Annotated in this window: 19 protein-coding genes; 9 read left to right on the top strand and 10 right to left on the bottom strand. The window is 44.9% G+C overall.

Annotated elements, in window-relative coordinates; all coding sequences use genetic code 11:
* Positions 1-130: 130 nt before the first annotated feature.
* A complete protein-coding gene (rbsK, locus tag QUB04_RS16610) occupies positions 131-1,051 on the bottom strand; it encodes a ribokinase (protein WP_333285936.1) in 921 nt (306 codons plus the stop codon).
* A gap of 394 nt (positions 1,052-1,445) precedes the next feature.
* Between rbsK and nblR the strand changes: the two genes are divergently transcribed.
* The 4 genes from nblR to QUB04_RS16590 all read left to right on the top strand — a co-directional run bounded on the left by nblR (position 1,446) and on the right by QUB04_RS16590 (position 3,833).
* On the top strand, positions 1,446-2,141 hold the full coding sequence (gene nblR / locus QUB04_RS16605; RefSeq protein ID WP_333285933.1) for a response regulator transcription factor NblR: 696 nt from the start codon (positions 1,446-1,448) through the stop codon (positions 2,139-2,141).
* Positions 2,142-2,283: 142 nt separating this feature from the next.
* Positions 2,284-2,799, top strand: a complete 516-nt coding sequence (locus tag QUB04_RS16600) for a DUF192 domain-containing protein (RefSeq protein WP_333285931.1) — start codon at positions 2,284-2,286, stop codon at positions 2,797-2,799.
* Between the two features lie 493 nt (positions 2,800-3,292).
* Positions 3,293-3,505 (top strand): hypothetical protein, encoded by a 213-nt coding sequence (locus QUB04_RS16595; protein ID WP_333285929.1) that lies wholly within the window; start codon positions 3,293-3,295, stop codon positions 3,503-3,505.
* Between the two features lie 115 nt (positions 3,506-3,620).
* The gene (locus QUB04_RS16590) at positions 3,621-3,833 is read left to right on the top strand and encodes a DUF2949 domain-containing protein (RefSeq protein WP_333141594.1); all 213 of its coding nucleotides are present in this window, start codon (positions 3,621-3,623) and stop codon (positions 3,831-3,833) included.
* A gap of 62 nt (positions 3,834-3,895) precedes the next feature.
* Here the strand turns inward: QUB04_RS16590 and QUB04_RS16585 are convergent, their stop codons facing one another.
* The 4 genes from QUB04_RS16585 to trpC all read right to left on the bottom strand — a co-directional run bounded on the left by QUB04_RS16585 (position 3,896) and on the right by trpC (position 8,019).
* On the bottom strand, positions 3,896-5,053 hold the full coding sequence (locus QUB04_RS16585; RefSeq protein WP_333285926.1) for an alanine--glyoxylate aminotransferase family protein: 1,158 nt from the start codon (positions 5,051-5,053) through the stop codon (positions 3,896-3,898).
* Positions 5,054-5,118: 65 nt separating this feature from the next.
* The gene (locus QUB04_RS16580) at positions 5,119-6,387 is read right to left on the bottom strand and encodes a transposase (RefSeq protein WP_333285924.1); all 1,269 of its coding nucleotides are present in this window, start codon (positions 6,385-6,387) and stop codon (positions 5,119-5,121) included.
* Positions 6,388-6,524: 137 nt separating this feature from the next.
* Entirely contained in the window at positions 6,525-6,770 is a 246-nt protein-coding gene (locus tag QUB04_RS16575; RefSeq protein ID WP_041623669.1) for a DUF5340 domain-containing protein, read from the bottom strand.
* A 349-nt stretch (positions 6,771-7,119) separates the two neighbouring features.
* Positions 7,120-8,019 (bottom strand): indole-3-glycerol phosphate synthase TrpC, encoded by a 900-nt coding sequence (trpC, locus tag QUB04_RS16570; protein WP_333286000.1) that lies wholly within the window; start codon positions 8,017-8,019, stop codon positions 7,120-7,122.
* A gap of 85 nt (positions 8,020-8,104) precedes the next feature.
* Here trpC and QUB04_RS16565 point away from each other — a divergent pair, with 85 nt between their 5' ends.
* Both QUB04_RS16565 and QUB04_RS16560 read left to right on the top strand, forming a co-directional pair.
* Positions 8,105-8,524, top strand: a complete 420-nt coding sequence (locus QUB04_RS16565) for an element excision factor XisH family protein (protein WP_333141588.1) — start codon at positions 8,105-8,107, stop codon at positions 8,522-8,524.
* Positions 8,509-8,901: a XisI protein gene (locus tag QUB04_RS16560; RefSeq protein ID WP_333141586.1), complete on the top strand. Its 393-nt coding sequence runs from the start codon at positions 8,509-8,511 to the stop codon at positions 8,899-8,901. The genes QUB04_RS16565 and QUB04_RS16560 overlap by 16 nt, the downstream gene beginning before the upstream one ends.
* Here the strand turns inward: QUB04_RS16560 and QUB04_RS16555 are convergent.
* Both QUB04_RS16555 and QUB04_RS16550 read right to left on the bottom strand, forming a co-directional pair.
* Positions 8,898-9,161 carry a type II toxin-antitoxin system Phd/YefM family antitoxin gene (locus tag QUB04_RS16555; protein WP_333285922.1) on the bottom strand — a complete coding sequence of 88 codons (264 nt, stop codon included), beginning with the start codon at positions 9,159-9,161 and terminating at the stop codon, positions 8,898-8,900. The two genes, QUB04_RS16560 and QUB04_RS16555, sit on opposite strands and share 4 nt — an antisense overlap.
* A 28-nt stretch (positions 9,162-9,189) precedes the next feature.
* The gene (locus tag QUB04_RS16550) at positions 9,190-10,692 is read right to left on the bottom strand and encodes an NB-ARC domain-containing protein (RefSeq protein WP_333285920.1); all 1,503 of its coding nucleotides are present in this window, start codon (positions 10,690-10,692) and stop codon (positions 9,190-9,192) included.
* A gap of 680 nt (positions 10,693-11,372) precedes the next feature.
* Between QUB04_RS16550 and QUB04_RS16545 the strand changes: the two genes are divergently transcribed.
* Both QUB04_RS16545 and QUB04_RS16540 read left to right on the top strand, forming a co-directional pair.
* Complete coding sequence (locus tag QUB04_RS16545) at positions 11,373-11,774, top strand: type II secretion system protein (protein ID WP_333285918.1); 402 nt, start codon at positions 11,373-11,375, stop codon at positions 11,772-11,774.
* Positions 11,775-11,987: 213 nt separating this feature from the next.
* Complete coding sequence (locus QUB04_RS16540; RefSeq protein WP_333285916.1) at positions 11,988-12,428, top strand: hypothetical protein; 441 nt, start codon at positions 11,988-11,990, stop codon at positions 12,426-12,428.
* Positions 12,429-12,496: 68 nt separating this feature from the next.
* Here the strand turns inward: QUB04_RS16540 and QUB04_RS16535 are convergent, their stop codons facing one another.
* Both QUB04_RS16535 and lpdA read right to left on the bottom strand, forming a co-directional pair.
* Complete coding sequence (locus QUB04_RS16535) at positions 12,497-12,631, bottom strand: hypothetical protein (RefSeq protein WP_333285914.1); 135 nt, start codon at positions 12,629-12,631, stop codon at positions 12,497-12,499.
* Between the two features lie 149 nt (positions 12,632-12,780).
* Complete coding sequence (gene lpdA, locus QUB04_RS16530) at positions 12,781-14,217, bottom strand: dihydrolipoyl dehydrogenase (protein ID WP_333285912.1); 1,437 nt, start codon at positions 14,215-14,217, stop codon at positions 12,781-12,783.
* A 433-nt stretch (positions 14,218-14,650) separates the two neighbouring features.
* Between lpdA and QUB04_RS16525 the strand changes: the two genes are divergently transcribed.
* Positions 14,651-14,941 (top strand): hypothetical protein, encoded by a 291-nt coding sequence (locus QUB04_RS16525; protein WP_333285910.1) that lies wholly within the window; start codon positions 14,651-14,653, stop codon positions 14,939-14,941.
* A gap of 470 nt (positions 14,942-15,411) precedes the next feature.
* Here the strand turns inward: QUB04_RS16525 and QUB04_RS16520 are convergent, their stop codons facing one another.
* Positions 15,412-17,691, bottom strand: a complete 2,280-nt coding sequence (locus QUB04_RS16520) for an AAA family ATPase (protein ID WP_333285908.1) — start codon at positions 17,689-17,691, stop codon at positions 15,412-15,414.
* Positions 17,692-17,860 lie beyond the last annotated feature (169 nt).

The raw sequence follows: 17,860 nt of genomic DNA, 5'->3' as shown, positions 1-17,860 counted from the left end.
CTGTTGTGTCCCTACAGGCAATATCTTCTTTATCTTGCCCTAAACTACTGGACAGATAGAGATGATGCAAACCAGCGGCGAATTAGCTTTACAAGTTAAAGTAGGGTGCTCTGCGGCGCACCTTACAAATTTAAATTAAATTCTGCAAAAATTTATCAAAAGTTGCCCGATCGGGCATAGCACCTTGAGCACCCACTTTAGTTGTGCACAGAGCGCCCGCTGCTGCGCCCCACCGCACCGCCTCTGACAAGGACAGACCGGCATCTAATGCGGAGGCTAACCCGCCGTTAAAAGCATCGCCCGCAGCCACAGTGTCGATCGCCTCCACAGCAAAAGCCGGTACAAAAAAGGTTTCATCCGCCGTAACAGCAACAGCCCCGCGATCGCCCAATTTGACAATAACATTCTTGACACCACGCTCCTGCAAGTGTTTGGCAGCTACAATCGCTGTTTCCGTGTCATTCACCCGAAAACCGACTAACTGGCCCGCTTCCACTTCATTCGGCGTGATAATGTCAATTAGCGGATAAAGTTCGATCGGCAAATCCGCCCTAGCCGGTGCTGGATCGAGAATAACTCGCACCCCCGCTTGACGAGCAGCTTTCGCAGCTTTTTGGACAACTTCCAGGGGAATTTCTAACTGTAACAGCAAAGATGTAGCTCCTGTTAAAAGTTTTTTGAGACGTTCTATATCTGCTTCACCAACATTGTTATTCGCGCCCGGAATCACAATAATATTATTTTGACCTGTCTCGTCTACGGCGATAATTGCCACCCCTGAATGAGTGTTTTGGTCTATTAATACATTGTCTGTACTTAAACCATAAGATTGTAAATTTGTCAATAATTCCTCAGCAAATTTATCGTTGCCGACGCGGCCGATGATGTGGGTGGAAGTGCCCAGACGGGCGGCGGCAACTGCTTGATTTGCTCCTTTGCCGCCACCGGCTGTGAAAAAATTGCTACCGATGATAGTTTCCCCTGGCTGTGGCAACCGGGGAGTTTTTGCTGCTAGGTCGATGTTGATACTGCCGAATACGATAATGGTCATAAATTATTCAATTTGTTAATTGATAAGCTGTAACGCATTTAATTTGTAAGCTACTTTTTACTTAAACTCTTGTGGGGCGGGCAGGATAGCGCGGGGCGATCAAGTTTCAATTTAAATGCCAAATAGTTTAATTGATAATTGGTAATTGGTAATTCTCCCACTCTCCCATTCTCCCCCTCTCCCTCCTGGGCTGTTTCATTCTCACCAAAAACATGAATTCTGTAGGGGTAGTGCCCCCGTGCCTACCCCGACCTAGACGATTTCGGCAGATCAGATCAACAGGGCCGGCACGGGGGCACGGCCCCTACCGATAATGAAATAGCCCTGCCTCTCCCACTCTCCCTCTCTTCCTTAAGACGTGCTAGAACAGTTATGGTCTCCACAGGTCAATTCAATGGCTGCAATTACTCTCGATCGCAATCCCTGTGTCCTGCTAGTTGAAACAGACGAAGTTCTCGCCGGACACTTGAGTCTCGACTTAAAATCCTCCGGCTACGAACCGGTAGTGGCTTCTAATACCGCCACGGGCCAACATTTAGCTCATGATTTGCAGCCAGCTTTGATTGTAATCGATCGAATACTTGGCCCTGAGTCGGGGCTGTCACTGTGTTCTTACCTCAGAAGTATTGGCAATCGGGCGCCGGTGCTGCTATTGGTCGGTCGTGATACAGTGGACGATCGCGTAGCTTGTCTGGAAGCTGGGGCGGACGATTATTTTCTCAAACCTTACCGCACTGAGGAGTTTTTGCAGTTGGTGCGCTTGTATTTGCAGCCGGATAACACCAGCAACGAACAATTGAGGTTTGGCGATTTAGTTTTGGATTTGGCCTCTAGGCGGGCCTTACGCAATGGACGGGCGATCGACCTGACGATGAAAGAATATGAGCTGCTAAAGTATTTGATGGAACATCCCCGCGAGGTTTTGACTCGGGAACAAATTCTGGAAAATGTTTGGGGTTACGACTTTTTGGGTGAGTCGAATGTAATTGAGGTTTATATCCGCTATCTGCGGCTCAAGATTGAAGATGAGGGCGAAAAGCGCTTGATTCAGACGGTGCGCGGTGTTGGCTATGTGATGCGGGAAGCTTGAAGAAGTCATTAGTCATCAGTCATCAGTCATTAGTCATTAGTCAGTTGTCAGTGGTCATTAGTCAACAATGCCCATGCCCCATGCCCCATGCCCCATGCCCCATGCCCTATGCCCAATCTAAAATCTAAAATCTAAAATCATTATGAATTATTTAACTAATTTGCTCGGTATTGGAGTAAGTATATTTTTGCTGGGATGTTCGCCGACTTTACCGATCGCGAATGCTGGTGCTACTGGTATTTTGGCGGCTGAGTCTCCTACGGCGACTACATCGGGTCAAGTGCTGCCTGTTTCTGCTAGAGCTCGGATAGGCGATCGCCCAATCGAACTCGAAGTCGCGAAAACACCGGAACAGCAGGCTATGGGTTTAATGTACAGAACTTCTTTGCCGGATGACAGAGGAATGCTGTTTGAGTTTAAACCGGCGCGGCGGGTCAATTTTTGGATGAAAAATTGCAAGATTTCTCTGGATATGATTTTTCTGCGAGATGGGGTGGTTGAGGCAATACAAGTTTCTGCACCTCCTTGTACTGAAGATCCTTGTCCTACCTACGGGCCCGATACAGTTGTCGATCGAGTTATTGAACTCCGGGGCGGGCGAGCTGCTGAACTCGGTGTCAAAAAGGGCGATCGTATTGAAATCGAGTTTTTCCAGTAAAACTTCGGACTGTTTCAGTAAAACCGGCAAAAAGACACCATCCCCCGGTTTCCATCGCCCAGAGAGCCCCCTGCCTGCGGAATACCCAAGAAAATTTAGAAACTTTACAAAAATTGATAAAATCTATTAGAATATTAATGTAAGATTCAGTACAAACACCGGAAGATTTGCTACGATGTCGATCTCAGTCAGTCAGGACTTGAGCTTGTTTCCGGAAGCTGTAGATTGTTGGTCGCAGGTATCAGACGAGTCAGCGACTCGTTACCAATCCTGAGAGACGATACTCAGCCTCAAGGTGTAGCAACACGAAAAGAAATTCTCTGGAAGTTCTGGCGATCGAGCTAAATCTACTAAACCTATCTAAAGTAATATGCTACGAGCCAAGTTAATTGGCGGTAATTGGCAAACTTAACTTCTGGTAGTAGTTTCAGGTTTGATCGAAATATCTAACTAATTTTGCCGAAGTAGTTTTGCGGATTCTGCATTTCGGCAGATGAAGTTAAACTCTGAACTTGGTTTAGTAGTTTTAGGTAGCAGAATTTATTCTGATTCGCGCTGCAGAGATGCCGAGGTATTCAGTTTAGGTTCGATCGCGATTACCAGTCGATCGGGCCGACATCAGCAAAATTGCAAAACCTTTCACTTTTTGGGAAAGGTTAGCTTGTGCGCTCGCACTCAGCATTACGTTTGGCAGTTCAACCGCTAATAGCATTTTAAAAGCTATCGACGGTAACAAGACAAATTTAAAACTGGCTTATTACTCATCAAAAACATCAGGTTCACATCAGAAAATGGTGTCCTATACTTAGAGGTGAAATCACATGGCACCCGCTACATACACTAGATTAATTCGATTTTTACAAGAAGATTTGGCAATTTCTCCCGCGTCAATTGCTGTCGCCGAACGTGGCGGTGACAAACAGCGCCAGCGCGATAAAGACCCGAATTCCTTGCCGATGGTTCTGTGGCAATACGGTTTAGTCACTCTCGAACAGTTGGATAAAATCTTTGATTGGTTATCCGAAGCATACTAAAAGGATTTTAGATTTTAGAGAGTATCAAAAATCCAAAATCTAAAATCCTTTAACAACTGAGATTAGGATTCAGCCAAGAATTTGGCAGCAGCGGCAACGCCGGCACCAGGAGTGTAGCCTTCATGACCCAATTCTCGCAACACGACTTCTAAAGAGGAAATTGCTGCTAGAATATCGCGATCGCACACAAAGCCCAAATGACCGATTCGGAAGATTTTACCTTTCAAATGGTCTTGTCCGTCGGCGAGAGCAATGTCAAATCTCTTTCTCATCAAAGTCCGCACTTTTTGAGCATCTACGGATGCTGGCGGCATAACCGAAGTAATCGCAGGGCTGGCGGCATCATCAGCCGCAAACAACGGCAAACCTAAAGCTTTTACAGCAGCGCGAGTAGTTGTCATTAAGCGTTTGTGCCGCGCGAAAACATTTTCCAACCCTTCTGTTTTCATCATCTGCAGCGATGCTTGCAGGGCAAAAAACATATTGACAGGGGGAGTAAAAGGAGTGGTATTTTTGGCAGCGTCTTTGCTATATTTGCCCAAATCCAAATAATAGCGGGGCAGTTTCGCAGTTTTGTAAGCTTCCCAAGCTTTGGGACTGACGGCCACAAAACCCAAACCTGGGGGAATCATGTAAGCTTTCTGAGAACCCGAAGCAATGACATCGATGCCCCAAGCGTCCATCGGAATATTGACAGCGCCTAAGCTAGTGACAGCATCGACCATAATTAAAGCTTCACCGTGTGCTTTAACGTGGCGGTTGATGGTTTCGAGGTCGTTGAGGACGCCGGTGGAGGTTTCCGAGTGGGTGAGGATGACAGCTTTGATTTGCTTGTCTTTATCTGCTTCGAGTTTTTCGCGGAAGTTTTCGGGGTCTAAAGGTTGGCCCCACTCGGCTTTAATAATTTCGGCGTTTAAACCGTAAGCTTCGGCAACTTCTGCCCAGCGTTCGCCAAATTTGCCGTTGGTGCCGACTAAAACTCGATCGCCCGCACTCAAGAAATTAATTATCCCAGCTTCCATCGCGCCGGTACCAGAAACCGTTAAACTCAGCACGTCACTTTTAGTTTGGTGCAGCCATTTCAAATTTTCGGTACATTCTGCAAAAATCCCGTCAAATTCCTTGCTGCGGTGGCCCATCGGGTGTTTTGCCATCGCTAACAATGCCGCTTCAGGTACCGGCGTCGGGCCGGGAATCATCAGCATTAATTTGTTGTCCATGATATTGTCCTAAGTTTTTCTGTGGGAGTTATATAGAATAAATCAAATAGCTGGTAAAAGTATAGTCATTTATAGGCATGGGAGGCTTCAGGTCCCTCCCCATTCACTTTTACTTTGAGCGGATTGACCCGCCTCGGCTGAACTACGCAGCTCCCTATCCCATTGCTGAACGCATTTGGGATTGCTTTTCTGAGAATGTTGTACGAAGCATTCACATCAGAATTAATTAACTGACCGGTCGATGTTTTGTACAAACCTCGCTTGATCCGTTTACCAGTGAACACAGGCTCTTTTTCGGTTTTTCCATAAACAGGAATTGGATCTAAACCCAGAAAACTGGAGCGGGATGTGTAGGATTCTTCCTGCACAATTACTGTGATTCCCACCAAGCGAGCTTTGTATTCTAACATCTCAATTAATCGAGAGTGAGGAATACTGACAAAATTTTGGTTGGTTTGTTTACCTAGATTGATATCGGTTTTCCACTGTGCATTTTTGCCGATGACCAGCGTTCCAATTTGGTTCACTACCAAATGGTCAACAATCACGCGACTAGCATGATGCAAGTAATTATCAACTTTTTGATGGCGACAACGAGTTAAGCGCTGAATCCGGGGTGACGTTTTGCGATTCCCTTTTAACTGGGATTGTAATCGGGATTTGCGTTTGTTGTAGAACTGGTTAATCGATTTTAATGGTCGCCCGTTAATCAACAAAGGGATAAATCCCGGCTGATTTGAAGTTAACGCCACTAAATTATCCAGTCCTAAATCAATACTAGCTACAGAGTTGGCATTGCCAAGGGTGGACTCCGCTTCATCATAAATCACCTCAATTACATAGGAATCACATTTCGGAACCAGCCTAACTTGACAAATCTGGTTGGGATTGAGTTGGGTTTTAATTGAAAGTTCAGTGCCGGAAAGTTTAATGATTCCTTTCTTCAACTGTTTGCTGCTAATTGCTTGAATCGTGTAAACGAGAAGGTTTCGCCCTTTAGTCTTATCTTTGTACTTTGGCAATTTTGGGCTACCAGTGAATTTTGAAGAGTCAGCTTTGTAAGCTTTAACGGCTTCAAAAAACGATTTCCAATTCTTGTCTAGCACCATCAAGATTTGCTGACTTACTTTAGCAGGCAAAGCCTTATATGCTTCGTGAGACTTCATCAATCGGTTCATTTCGTTATAAATGACATAACCCCATCCATAAATAAAGCTCTGACGAATGACGTAATTGGCGGCATTGTAGAGATTTTTGGACTTGAAAGCTAGTTCGTCTATTTGGGCGAAACGGTGTGACGTCGATTTAATGATGTGCCTCTGTGTTAGTTGCATTTGAGACTTGCGTTTTTTGGGCTATGCGTATTCCTTGTTCAACACTCAAAATAATAGAATACCATTATTGTTTATAATTGCTTATAAACTCAATGAAGTTTTACAATACGATACGTCACGTCGCTACTCTAACTTTTTTAACTTTTAACTCCCTTGTGGTTAATTTCATTTAGAGACCAGCGATGTTCTACCGCTAAGTTCGATCGCTCGCAGCTTTGTTCTAATTGCTTTTGAATGGCAAGGGCTTTACGCAGTGTAATAATAAGTTGGTGCACTTGTTGCTGCTGCGGCGATTGTGGACTGACAGCAAACATCGTTTTGCGTTCTAACAATTGAAGTAGCAATTCATAATGAATGTACGAAGGAAGGGGGATTGGCTCCATGAAAGCTAATATACCTCAGCGAACCGATACCCCATTGCAATTGCATGAGGCATCACGGTGAACATTAGATGCCCGATTTTTTATTTGTTTTCTAACCGTACAATAACCCCTGCTTTGCCGATCGAATATTCGGGGCTGGGTGCGTTGGACACGCTAAATCTTGCGATCGACAGGCTTACAGAATAGATTTAATTGCTTTCTGGCAAAATATTTCTATGCAATATAGCTTTCAGTGCTATTTCTTTTTTACAGTAGCGCTTGAGTCGATGCAGGCTAGAAATTCTCATTATTTACCTACTTAATCACTTTTTATCAGAATTAAGGGTGGTTTGTCAAGCGGTCTCGCCTTTCACAGGCTGGGAGGGCGATCGGCAAGGGAGGCTAAAGCCGCACCTGGATCGGGCTGCTTGACCAGAGATTCGCCGATGAGGACGGCTTCGGCTCCGGCGCTGGCAAGTTTAGCTAGGTCGTCGGGAGTGTGGATTCCTGACTCGCTGACGATGAGGATGCCTTTTGCTTGGATTTCGGTTTGGCGGGAGGCTAATAGTTGACCGGTAGTTTCTAGGCTGACGGAAAAGTCTGCTAGGTTGCGGTTGTTGATGCCGATCAGGTTAACGCCTTGTAGGGTTAATACTCGATCGAGTTCTTCGAGAGTGTGAACTTCTATTAAAGCTGTCATGCCCAATGTCTTGACAATTTTCACAAAGTATTGTAAGTCTTTGTCAGATAGAATAGCTGCGATTAACAATACAGCATCGGCGCCGTGAATCCGGGCGAGATAAATTTGGTAGGGATAGATAATAAACTCTTTGCAAAGTAAGGGTAAATCGACGGCGGCACGGATTTTAGCGAGGTTGTCAAAGCTGCCTTGAAAGAACTTTTCATCGGTGAGTACGGAGATGCAACTGGCGCCGTTTTGTTCGTAAGCTAGGGCGATCGCCACTGGATCGAAATCTTCGCGAATTACGCCTTTGCTGGGGGAAGCTTTTTTAACTTCGGCGATGATAGCGGGTGTGGTTTTACCGTTTTTAAGGGCGGCAAGAAAGTCGCGGATGGGCGGTGCAAACGGGAGTTTTTTGTGAAGATCGGCTAACGGGGTGCGATCGCGCTTTTGGGCCACTTCAGCTTCTTTTTCCCAGACGATTTCTTCGAGGATGTGCTGGGGTTCGGCGTCGGGTACGGCGATTTGGTAGCTGAGGTAGAGTACGGAGACGGATGTGCTGGGGGGACGACGGCGGATTTGAAGCATGATAGGGGGATAAAGGGCGATCGTAACAAGTTTCAACGTATTATATAATGGTTACAGTAAATCCTCCTAGCCTGAGAGCTAATGCGTGCCAGCTAAAGATATTTATCACGATACAGTTAAGCGTGCCTTGCAAAAGGATGGGTGGACAATTACTCACGATCCATTTTCCATGCAAATTGGTCGCAAGCGTTTATCTGCTGACTTGGGTGCAGAACGTCTAATTAATGCTGAAAAAGACACCCAAAAAATAGTTGTTGAGGTCAAGAGTTTTGTAGGACGATCGGATGTAAAAGATTTGGAACAGGCTTTGGGACAGTACGTTCTTTACCACCAAGTGCTTAATGAAATGCAGAGCGATAGAAAACTCTATCTTGCTATTTCTAAGCCTGCTTTTAAGAGCGTATTTACCATAGAACTAGGGCAAGTGTTATTAAAAAATCAAATTGTTAAACTGATTGTTTTTGATGTAAAAAGTGAGGAAATACTTCAATGGATACCCGATTGAGATACCAAGAAATTATCAAAAGCATACTTCAGGAACACGCTAAATACCGCAATACTATACCTGACGGCTATCATTCTCAACTGTTATTTGATGATGAACGAGGAGGATATTTAGTTTTGGATATAGGTTGGAATGATGACAATTACCTTCACGCCACACCAATCCACATCAATTTAATCGGCGATAAAATCTGGATTCAATATGATGATACCGAAGAAGGAGTGGCGACGGATTTACTGGCCGCCGGTGTTCCTAAAGAAGATATTGTACTCGGTTTTAGGCATCCTCAAGTGCGGCAGTACACTGAATTTGGAACTGGTTTGAGTGAGAAAGATGAAGAAATTGTTGCTGAATCTGCTGCTGTGCGATCGGCCTAAGTAGAGTAAGGCAGAGGTTTGACAGTTCTGGCTTTTGCCTGTTTCAGGGCACTTAACAAGCGATCGGCGTTTTTGGGCGATCGCAGCAGGTGCAAAGTCTCCAATAAGCTTGCCAACTCGTCAGCGGCAATTAAGGCTACGTTTTCGCCGTCTTTGCGGGTGATGATGATGGCATCGCGATCGCTGATGACTTGTTCGCACAGTTCATCAAGATTCGCCAGAGCTTCAGTATAGGTTACTTGGGTTTGTGTGAGTGACATGGTTTTTGGCTTCCCAATACTAAGGATATTATAAGGGCGATCGGGCTTCTTTTTCTATGTTTGGACGGGAATAGTTGGTTTTGACATACTCTTTTAGTATCGGGCAAAGGGTAAAAAATGTGCGATCGCCCTCCGGGATTTTTTCAATTAATGAACGCCGCCCCAAGGATTGCATCACTTTCAAAAATTGCGATCGAGATAATTGCAGATTCTCTGGCACTTTTGAGAGGGAAACTGGCGCGATTGCACTCGCTAGCCATGACATTACCTGTTTTTCGGAGTCTGATAAGCGATTAAATGGCTGATGCAGTAAAGATTCTAAATCACCTAAAAATAGTGTATCATCAGACAAAAAATCAGATAAGCTGCCATTAAATAAATCTTGAATCATTGTAGCAACTATTTTTAACCACAAGGGATTGCCTCTGTATTGTTCAATTAGTTCTGACAATTTGGCATCTTCAGTTAAACCTTTTTCTCTGAGAATTTCCCCCGCTGCTGCACCTAAACCATTCAGTTGTAATGAGCGAATTGGCTGATTTTTGCCTTCTAATGCGGCGATTTCTCTAGGCTTTTCCGAACTGAGCAACACTAAACAACTATTGTGAGATAATTCTCCTACCTGTCTGAAGAGTGTGCCGTAATCTTCATATCCAGGTTGGTAATTACCAGCGAGTTGTCCGCTGCTATTTATCATTTGTACGTCATCGAGTATCAGCAGACAGCGGTATTTTTGCAAGTAGTTCAGTAGGGGCAAACCCCCCGTGGTTGCCCCTTCTTCTGGGGAGGGGGCGGGCACGGGGACACCGCCCCTACCGAAGGCGGGCACGCCGTCGGCATTTGGGGCGGGCACGGGGGCACCGCCCCTACAGAAGAATTGAATTATATTTGTTTGAAGTATTGACAGGGGTGGAGATGTGGCGAGACTTCGCCAGATGATGAAATCAAATTCATGTTTGATTTGTTCTACTAGGTGTACGGCGAGAGCGGTTTTGCCAATGCCGACTATGCCTAGTATGGCTAGTAGGCGGGTGTTTTCTTGTAGAATCCACTGTTTGAGGGTGGTGAGTTCGGATGTGCGATGGTAAAAGGTGAAGATTTTGGGTGCGTCGCTTAAGTCTATATGGGGTTGTTTGGGGGTTTGTTGGGTGTCTTGGGGAGCTGCGGGCGATCGATTCTTCATAACTTCTTCTGATTGTTGTATGTTACCATTGCAAAAATTAACATTCCTAACATTTGTAAATTCTGTTGTAAAAGTTGATGAACTAATAGATAAATAAGATTTTTGTAATGTACGTCGAAAATTAGACTTATTAACTTCTTGACCTAAAGCATTTGAGATAATTTGCCATAATTCCGATGCGACATTTCTTACATGACCTTCGGTACAATGTTCTTCTTCTGCAATGTCGCTATATTTCTGACCCTCCCAGGTTCCTTTCACAATTGTCTCTTGCAGACGATCTATATGTTTACCCGTCTCCGCAAAAAATAGACTATCTGTAAACTGCAATATATCTTTTACGTCCATTGCTTTGATTTGTCAATGATTTATATCATATTATCACAAATATCTGACATTTGATGACATTAGCAATAGTAGATGACATTGGCTGATATTTGGGCTGACTAAATTAGTTACTTATTCTGACCTATTGTAATTTGCATTTCTAAGACTTTAGTTGAATAATATTAATAGAAAGTGTTCAAAGGTTAATTATTTAAATAGGAGACCATAATTGATGATAAAACCAGCGCAATTTAGTAAAATAGCGATGGCTGCCTTAGTTGGTAGTGTAGTTCTTTTTTCTCACACTCAGCCAGCCGATGCTGCTTGGTTTAGACATGACACCTGGCTGGGTCAACTTTCGGAAAATGACAATGCTGCTTATTGGCGAGCCCAGGGCCAATGGTCTAGAAACTTTCAACCTCCCAATCGGAATCAGCTTTGTCAATGGAGGTATGGTAATAACAATGTATGGGGCAAGGGTGTTGGTTGGGGTCAGAACTTTTACAAAACAAATTGTTATCGTTGGCGATGGTTTTGGCAGTAATTGTACCGTCATCTTGTTGTGGCTCACATTCTTATATTTGTTAGTTAGGCAGGATATACACCAATATCCATAAGGCACCAAGATTTTCTACTAAGAACATAGGCTTTCAGTAGGAAGTCTTTGTGCCTAGTTAATGTGACTGTTTAATTAGGGTAAAATGGAATATATATTAAGGATATTTAATCGGTTTTCTCGCAAGCAAAACTCAGGCTTCACCCTTGTAGAGTTGTTAGTGGTTATCATCATTATAGGTGTTCTCGCTACTATCTCTCTGGGCACGATGTTTAATTTCATCAAGAAAGCTAAACAAGTAGAGGGGATTACTTACGTTAATACTTGTCAAAAAAAACAACTAGCTTACTATGCTGAAAACAATCAGTTTACAGACTCCCTAGAACTACTCGGATTGCCAAAGGAAAGTAACAATTATATGTTCAAAGTAGATATATTCTCTCCCACAAAGCCTGAAGACGGTAATGAAACATTAGCTTGTTGTATGGCTGGGGAAAAGGGAGGCGGTAGCGATATGGTGTTTATGTGTGCATCATCTGGTGGCTAAAGTGCTTGTCATATAGGAGCGATAGCCCTTCTATTGTTGAGGTGCGATCGCTCTTTTTTTGAGTATCACTAATTCTTTTTCTCCAACACCCTAGGGAATTTTTACCGCTTTGACAACCATTTATAAGAGAAGCTATAGCCCGTAGGAGAAAATCGGAGTGGGATAATTGGTATAATGAAAGAATCCCGATCGCAGACAACCTAATGGAATCTCTTGAATGCAGTAACTGTGACAAATCACCAAATTTGGGATGAACTTGCTCAACTCTTAGCACCGATCGCCCTGAATCACCTAATCGAGAAACATCTGCAATCCTGCAATGACAAAATACGCGGTTATTGGGATAACAATAAGTTTTATGAAGAGATAGCTTTTATTCATCCCATCTGTGCTGAGTTAATCGGTCGATCGATAGGGACAAATATCATCAACAAGCATTCCACTTCTCACTGGATTAAACTTAAATTTTTACTCAAAGCCGATTTATCGGCGGGCGAAAACAACCTGGTTAGCGATGATGGGGATGATGAAATTGGCGAACTGACTCTGATTTTAGATACCAATCTAAAAGTGATTGATGAAAACTGGTCGATCGATATCGAATCCCCTTTTGTTATTGCCAAAATTCAGCCCGATTTTGAGCATTCTGCCTAAAGTGCGCCCTCCAATTATTTACCGCAAATATGAGCATTAACAATAAACTTAAGAACATACTGATGCAATTACGATCGCACTTCGAGCAACTCTACGGCGATCGCCTCACCCAAATGGTACTCTACGGTTCCCATCTCAATAAGCCTTTGACGGGCGCGCCGGATGCCCACCCACAAAAAACTTACTCTTTGTAGAACAGGCATCTTGCCTGTTCTGGAGAATGCTAAAAGATGCAATTGCGAGCACTTTCATCTCCTTTAACTTGCTCTACCACCGCCCTAAAACAGAATACTGAAATCCCCGACTTATTGAAGAAGTCGGGGATATAAAACAATAAAACTGCCCCTACAGATTAATGGCTACCCGCTCCAGCAGCCCGTTTGAAAGCCTCATCCAACACTTCCGAAAGCGTCGGGTGAGTGTGCACTCGGAATGCTAAAGTGTTCACAGAATCGCGCTGGGCGATCGCATTTGCCGCCTCCTGAATCAAATCCGCAGCGTGCAAACCGAAAATGTGAACTCCCAACAACTCCCCAGTATCTTTCCGGTAAATCACCTTAGCCATACCGTCGGTTTCACCCTCCGCAATAGCCTTAGAATTTCCCTTAAAATAACTCTTGACAGAACCGACCTCAAACCCTTCTGTTTTTCCTAAGTCCTTCGCCGCAGGTTCCGTCATCCCCACATAGCTAATTTCCGGGTGAGTAAACGCCGCCGCCGGGATACTCAAATAGTCCACTTCGCGGGCACGGCCGCAAATATTTTCCACCGCGGCAATTCCCTGAGCAGACGCAGAATGCGCTAACATCATCTTGCCATTAACATCGCCGATCGCCCACAAATTTTGCACCGGTTCTCCCGCCGCCAAAACCTGCATCTTATCGTTAACTGGGATATAACCGCGCATCGTTTCCACGCCAACAGTTTCTAACCCCAAATTCTTGCTCACCGGAACTCGGCCAGTTGCTACCAAACAAGCATCTACTTCCAAAACTTCGACAACTTCCTTAGTTTTGAAATCAGCTAATTCAATAATCACCGGCGAACCAGGAGTAATCTTCTTCGCCAAAACACCTACTTTTGTTTCAATATCGCGGGGTGCAATTAACACTCGTTCTGCCAACTTAGCAATATCCGGGTCAAAAGTCGGCATCAATTGGTCTAGAGCTTCAATCATCGTAATTTCGCAGCCCAGGGCTGTGTAAATATCCGAAAACTCCAAACCGATATAACCGCTGCCAATAATTGCAATCCACTTCGGCAGCGATTCCAACCTGACAGCATCATCGCTGGTAAATACTGTTTTGCCATCAATTTCTATCCCAGGGGGGACGAAGGGAACCGAACCGGGAGCGAGAATAATATCCTTGGCGGTAATAGTTTTCTCGCCTTTATCGGTTTCGACGGTAATTTTTTGAGCACTGGCAATTTTGCCCCAACCTTGGATGACATCGACGTTCAAACGTTTGAGGCTGTTGGTCAAGTCGCCGCGAAGTTTGCTAACAATAGTATTAGCGTGATTGGCGATCGCCCCGCGATCGAAATCCACACTCCCCAACTGAATGCCCAAAGTCTTCAGGTGGTGGGCATTCCGCAAATCTCGCACCCGCCCGGAAGCCGCCAAGAGCGCCTTCGAGGGAATGCAGCCACGGTTGACGCAAGTCCCCCCCATGTCCCCTGCTTCGATAATTGCCACTTTCAGCCCGCAGCTAACCGCGTGTATGGCCGCGCCGTGTCCGCCCACGCCAGCGCCGATAATTGCTAAATCGTAATCAAATCCCTGAGTCACCTTAAAATCTCCTAATGCTTTTGAAATCTTAGGACTCAAGCAAAAAACACCGTCTCTCCGTCCTTTCGAGCTGGCGCGTTCCCATCGCAACCCTTGAACAGCGGTAATAGTTGCATAAGTCCTGTCTCCTTATTCTCGACTAGACTAGGGTTAATTAGACAACGAAAGAGCCATAACTGAGATTTTTTCAGGGTCAAGGATTTTGAGCGGGGTCTGCACCAAGTCTCAAATCACTCAGTAGGCGGGTGTAGAGTTAAATATAGTTTGAAGGCTGACAATGCCCGCGGCAGGTTTTATATGGGGCAGCAAGTTCAGCCACAGGCATTCCCATCGCCCGGTTAAATTCTGTCCTCCTGCTTGTTTTAGTCGGTTTTCATGTCTAATATCTGCACGCGCCGGGGCGGACAGACTTTGTTGCCAAATTTTAGACCCTATGGAGTGGCTTATGACGGATGACGACGACCAGAAAGATTTACGCCGGGCCTCGGCTCAATCATTTTTTGAGTCCCTGGATGAATTGTTCGATTCTATAGAATCGAACAGCAGTCAAGCTGCACAACCTAAATCTCCACCGCCTCCGGCTAAGTCTTCGAGTCAATCTTCGAGTTTGCCGAAGAAGACTAGACCTGCGAAAATTAATTTGTCGGATTTTGAAGATGCGATCGCCGATTTGGAACAGTTTATCCAGAGCAAACACCAGAAACGCCCGGAATCCAATCAATAGTGCGATGATATTTTTTCAAGTAATGACTGTTGACTGTTGACTGTTGACTGTTGACAAGCGAAAAATTTTAGATTAATGTTTACCCTCCCAGATGAATCTGTGGAGTCAATTTTTAATTTCAAATTCGGTAGCATAGAAATTATTCATCTCTCTGTTCTCTGACTCTGTGTTCTCTGTGTTCTCTGCGGTTTAATCAGGCCAAAGCAACCAGAATTGATATCAATCTCAAATCTCAAATCTCAAATCTCAAATCTAATAGCATAGAAATGATTCATCTCTCTGTTCTCTGACTCTGTGTTCTCTGTGTCCTCTGCGGTTTAATCATTCCAATGCCACCGGAATTGATATCAATCTAAAATCTCAAATCGACGGGCTGTTAACAGTGCTTTCAGCTTAAGCTGCTTATGTCGCAGCCTACAATATATTCATATTTCGTTGAGGATTGCTGTACAAGAATCAAGCCAGATAAATTATCTCCATTTACTATTAATAGCCTTATTTTTAGGCTTTGAGTGCTGCGGTAATTGCCTCGATCGCACTTCGATCGCGCGATCGCCGATCGCACTCACAGGCAACTCCCATTCATCAATATCAATATCATTGCGGAACTTCACCGGAATATCAGCACCGTTAATAATCGCTCCCAACAGCCGCGGCCCAGATTTATGCGACTCGTCCTCCTCAGATTCCAGCAACTGATCTGCAGCCTCAGACAACATACTAGACAAAGTGTAACCAGGCCGCGCCACCAAAATCATACCGTCCGTGTACGGTTCCAGCGTCAGCGCGTCGTTGCACTCGCTCAAAGCCGGAGAATCCACAACCACAAAATCAAAGCGGTTGCGAACATCCTCAAACAATCTCCGCATTTCGCTTGATTCTAGTACGGCGGAGGCTTGCCGCAAAAAGCCGGGACTCGGCACAACGTATAGGTTCTCTACCTCTGGAACCAAAAGGACGCACTCGCTAATATTGCCGTAATAGTGCAAAGGTTCCACAGTCGCCAAAGGATCAGCAGAAATTTTCAAAGATTCAACGTTAGAAGGCGATCGCAAATCTGCTTCAATTAGCAAAGTCCGTTTACCCGATCGAGCCGATGCAATTGCCAAATTGTAAGCACTAAAACTTTTCCCCTCCAAAGGCGCCGCCGAAGTCAGCAACACCACCTTCACCGGTTTGTTCCCGATCCGGCGCAAATTAGTACGCAACCGCTCGTAAAATTCCAAATAGGGAGAATTTGCCTCCAGGGCCAAAGGCATTTCATCGGCGTAGGAATCAAACACCGCCACTTCCGGCAAAACTGCCAGTATCGGCACCTCTTTTTCCACCAAAGCCGCCCGCACTTCTTCCCAACTGTAAAACTTGCCGTTGAGCATCCCCAACAAAAATATCAACCCCCCGCCCAGCAGTAATCCCACAAATCCTCCCACCGCCAGCATCACGGGCAAACCTCTCTTATTTGACTCAACGTCATCAGTTTGCGGCAAGTGGGCGATTGTCAAACTTCCCCTTGTCTCAGCTACCGCCGCCTCAGCATCTACCAAAGCCGACTGCATCTTGTCGTAGAGAGCTTTTTTGAACGCCACTTGCTGGGCCAAACGGGCTTGTTCTAACTGCTTGTTGGGGATTGTCGCGTGTTCCCGACGCAATTCTTGTTCAGTTTTCTCGATTCCTTGGAGTTGCTGTTGCACCGTATCCCGCTGCGTTTGCAAAGCAATCAAAGTTTGAGCTAACTGCTGTCTGGCCGGATCTAAAGAAGAGTCTACCCGAATTCGATCGGCACTTCTGAGCGGAGCCGCCACTCCGTTACCGCCGAGTACCTCAGATTGTCGCTGCTGCAACTGCTGCTCAAAAGCTTGTTTTTGTTTCACCAATTCTACAATTTTCGGGTGTTCCTCCTGCAAGTCGCTGCGGAGAATTTTGAGCTGAGATTCGATCGAAAACAATTGCACTCGCAGTTGGGCAATAATTGGATCGGCAGAGAGTGCTTGAGCGACGTAAGCTTGCTCCACATTCAATCCCAAGCGATCCTGCAAACTGTTAATTTGAGCTTCTATTCCTTCCAACTGCACGCGGAGTTGCCGCTGCTGCTGTTGGCTGCTGGTAATCGCTAGCGGCAAAGCACCGCTCTGAGCTGCTAAAATTGAAGTTCCTTCTCGTTTTTCGTAGGCTTCAAGTTTTGCTTCCGTCTCTCTAAGTTCCTGAGTTACTTTCGGCAAACGCTCGTTAATTTGGGCGATCGTCTCACGCAGTCTAGAAGTATTAAGAGTTTTGCTGCGAACCACCATTTCGTTCATCAGCGTCTTTACTACCACTTCTGCTTTTTGGCGATCGGCATTTTTGTACAATACTTGAATCAAAGCGCTGGGGTCATTATTCTTACCGGGCATCTTTACTTGCACATCTTTTCCCAGCTTGTTAGCCAAAGCTTGTATTTTTTCCGCTTCTTCTTTGTTTAATTTTCCTTCGGGTTTGATGAGTTTTTTTGCGGCTGCTTCAACCACCCTTTTATCCAGCAGCATATCTTTAGTTATTTCTTGTCCTTCCTGTTGAATTTTAGTAGTAGTAGATGAAAAAATCACGCTCGGTCTGTCGTAGGCCAGCGTACCTATTGCAACGTAAACTGGCGCCGGCTTTGGCTGCAGGGCCACTACTCCCGACACGCCCACAGTCACCGCGAGAGTAGCCAGTCCCACCCACTTGTATTGGTCGAAAGCAATTAAATAACGTTTAACAACGGATAAAGTCATGACGATTTTAGATTTTAGATTTTAGATTTTAGATTGTTAACGATAACTAATGATTGCGGACTAATTCTACAAATCCCCCAAAAACCTTAGAACTTTCGGTCGGTGATTAAAACCCATATCGCATAAGTCATCCCCCATCTCAAATCGAAAATCGAAAATCAAAAATCGA

This window comes from Microcoleus sp. D2_18a_B4 (genome assembly GCF_036702475.1).
Taxonomy (GTDB): domain Bacteria; phylum Cyanobacteriota; class Cyanobacteriia; order Cyanobacteriales; family Microcoleaceae; genus Microcoleus.
The sequence above is the reverse complement of the archived record's forward strand: the minus strand, read 5'-3'. Positions and strand labels throughout refer to the sequence as shown.

Bases quoted from the DNA above. Each gene is read 5' to 3' on its own strand.
- QUB04_RS16520 (WP_333285908.1), bottom strand. From the start codon at position 17,691: ATGACTTTATCCGTTGTTAAACGTTATTTAATTGCTTTCGACCAATAC.
- QUB04_RS16590 (WP_333141594.1), top strand. From the start codon at position 3,621: ATGGCACCCGCTACATACACTAGATTAATTCGATTTTTACAAGAAGAT.
- QUB04_RS16560 (WP_333141586.1), top strand. From the start codon at position 8,509: ATGGATACCCGATTGAGATACCAAGAAATTATCAAAAGCATACTTCAG.
- QUB04_RS16545 (WP_333285918.1), top strand. From the start codon at position 11,373: ATGGAATATATATTAAGGATATTTAATCGGTTTTCTCGCAAGCAAAAC.
- QUB04_RS16535 (WP_333285914.1), bottom strand. From the start codon at position 12,631: ATGCCTGTTCTACAAAGAGTAAGTTTTTTGTGGGTGGGCATCCGGCGC.
- QUB04_RS16595 (WP_333285929.1), top strand. From the start codon at position 3,293: ATGAAGTTAAACTCTGAACTTGGTTTAGTAGTTTTAGGTAGCAGAATT.
- trpC (WP_333286000.1), bottom strand. From the start codon at position 8,019: ATGCTTCAAATCCGCCGTCGTCCCCCCAGCACATCCGTCTCCGTACTC.
- QUB04_RS16600 (WP_333285931.1), top strand. From the start codon at position 2,284: ATGAATTATTTAACTAATTTGCTCGGTATTGGAGTAAGTATATTTTTG.
- rbsK (WP_333285936.1), bottom strand. From the start codon at position 1,051: ATGACCATTATCGTATTCGGCAGTATCAACATCGACCTAGCAGCAAAA.
- QUB04_RS16555 (WP_333285922.1), bottom strand. From the start codon at position 9,161: ATGTCACTCACACAAACCCAAGTAACCTATACTGAAGCTCTGGCGAAT.
- QUB04_RS16550 (WP_333285920.1), bottom strand. From the start codon at position 10,692: ATGGACGTAAAAGATATATTGCAGTTTACAGATAGTCTATTTTTTGCG.
- QUB04_RS16575 (WP_041623669.1), bottom strand. From the start codon at position 6,770: ATGGAGCCAATCCCCCTTCCTTCGTACATTCATTATGAATTGCTACTT.
- nblR (WP_333285933.1), top strand. From the start codon at position 1,446: ATGGCTGCAATTACTCTCGATCGCAATCCCTGTGTCCTGCTAGTTGAA.
- QUB04_RS16580 (WP_333285924.1), bottom strand. From the start codon at position 6,387: ATGCAACTAACACAGAGGCACATCATTAAATCGACGTCACACCGTTTC.
- QUB04_RS16585 (WP_333285926.1), bottom strand. From the start codon at position 5,053: ATGGACAACAAATTAATGCTGATGATTCCCGGCCCGACGCCGGTACCT.
- QUB04_RS16525 (WP_333285910.1), top strand. From the start codon at position 14,651: ATGGAGTGGCTTATGACGGATGACGACGACCAGAAAGATTTACGCCGG.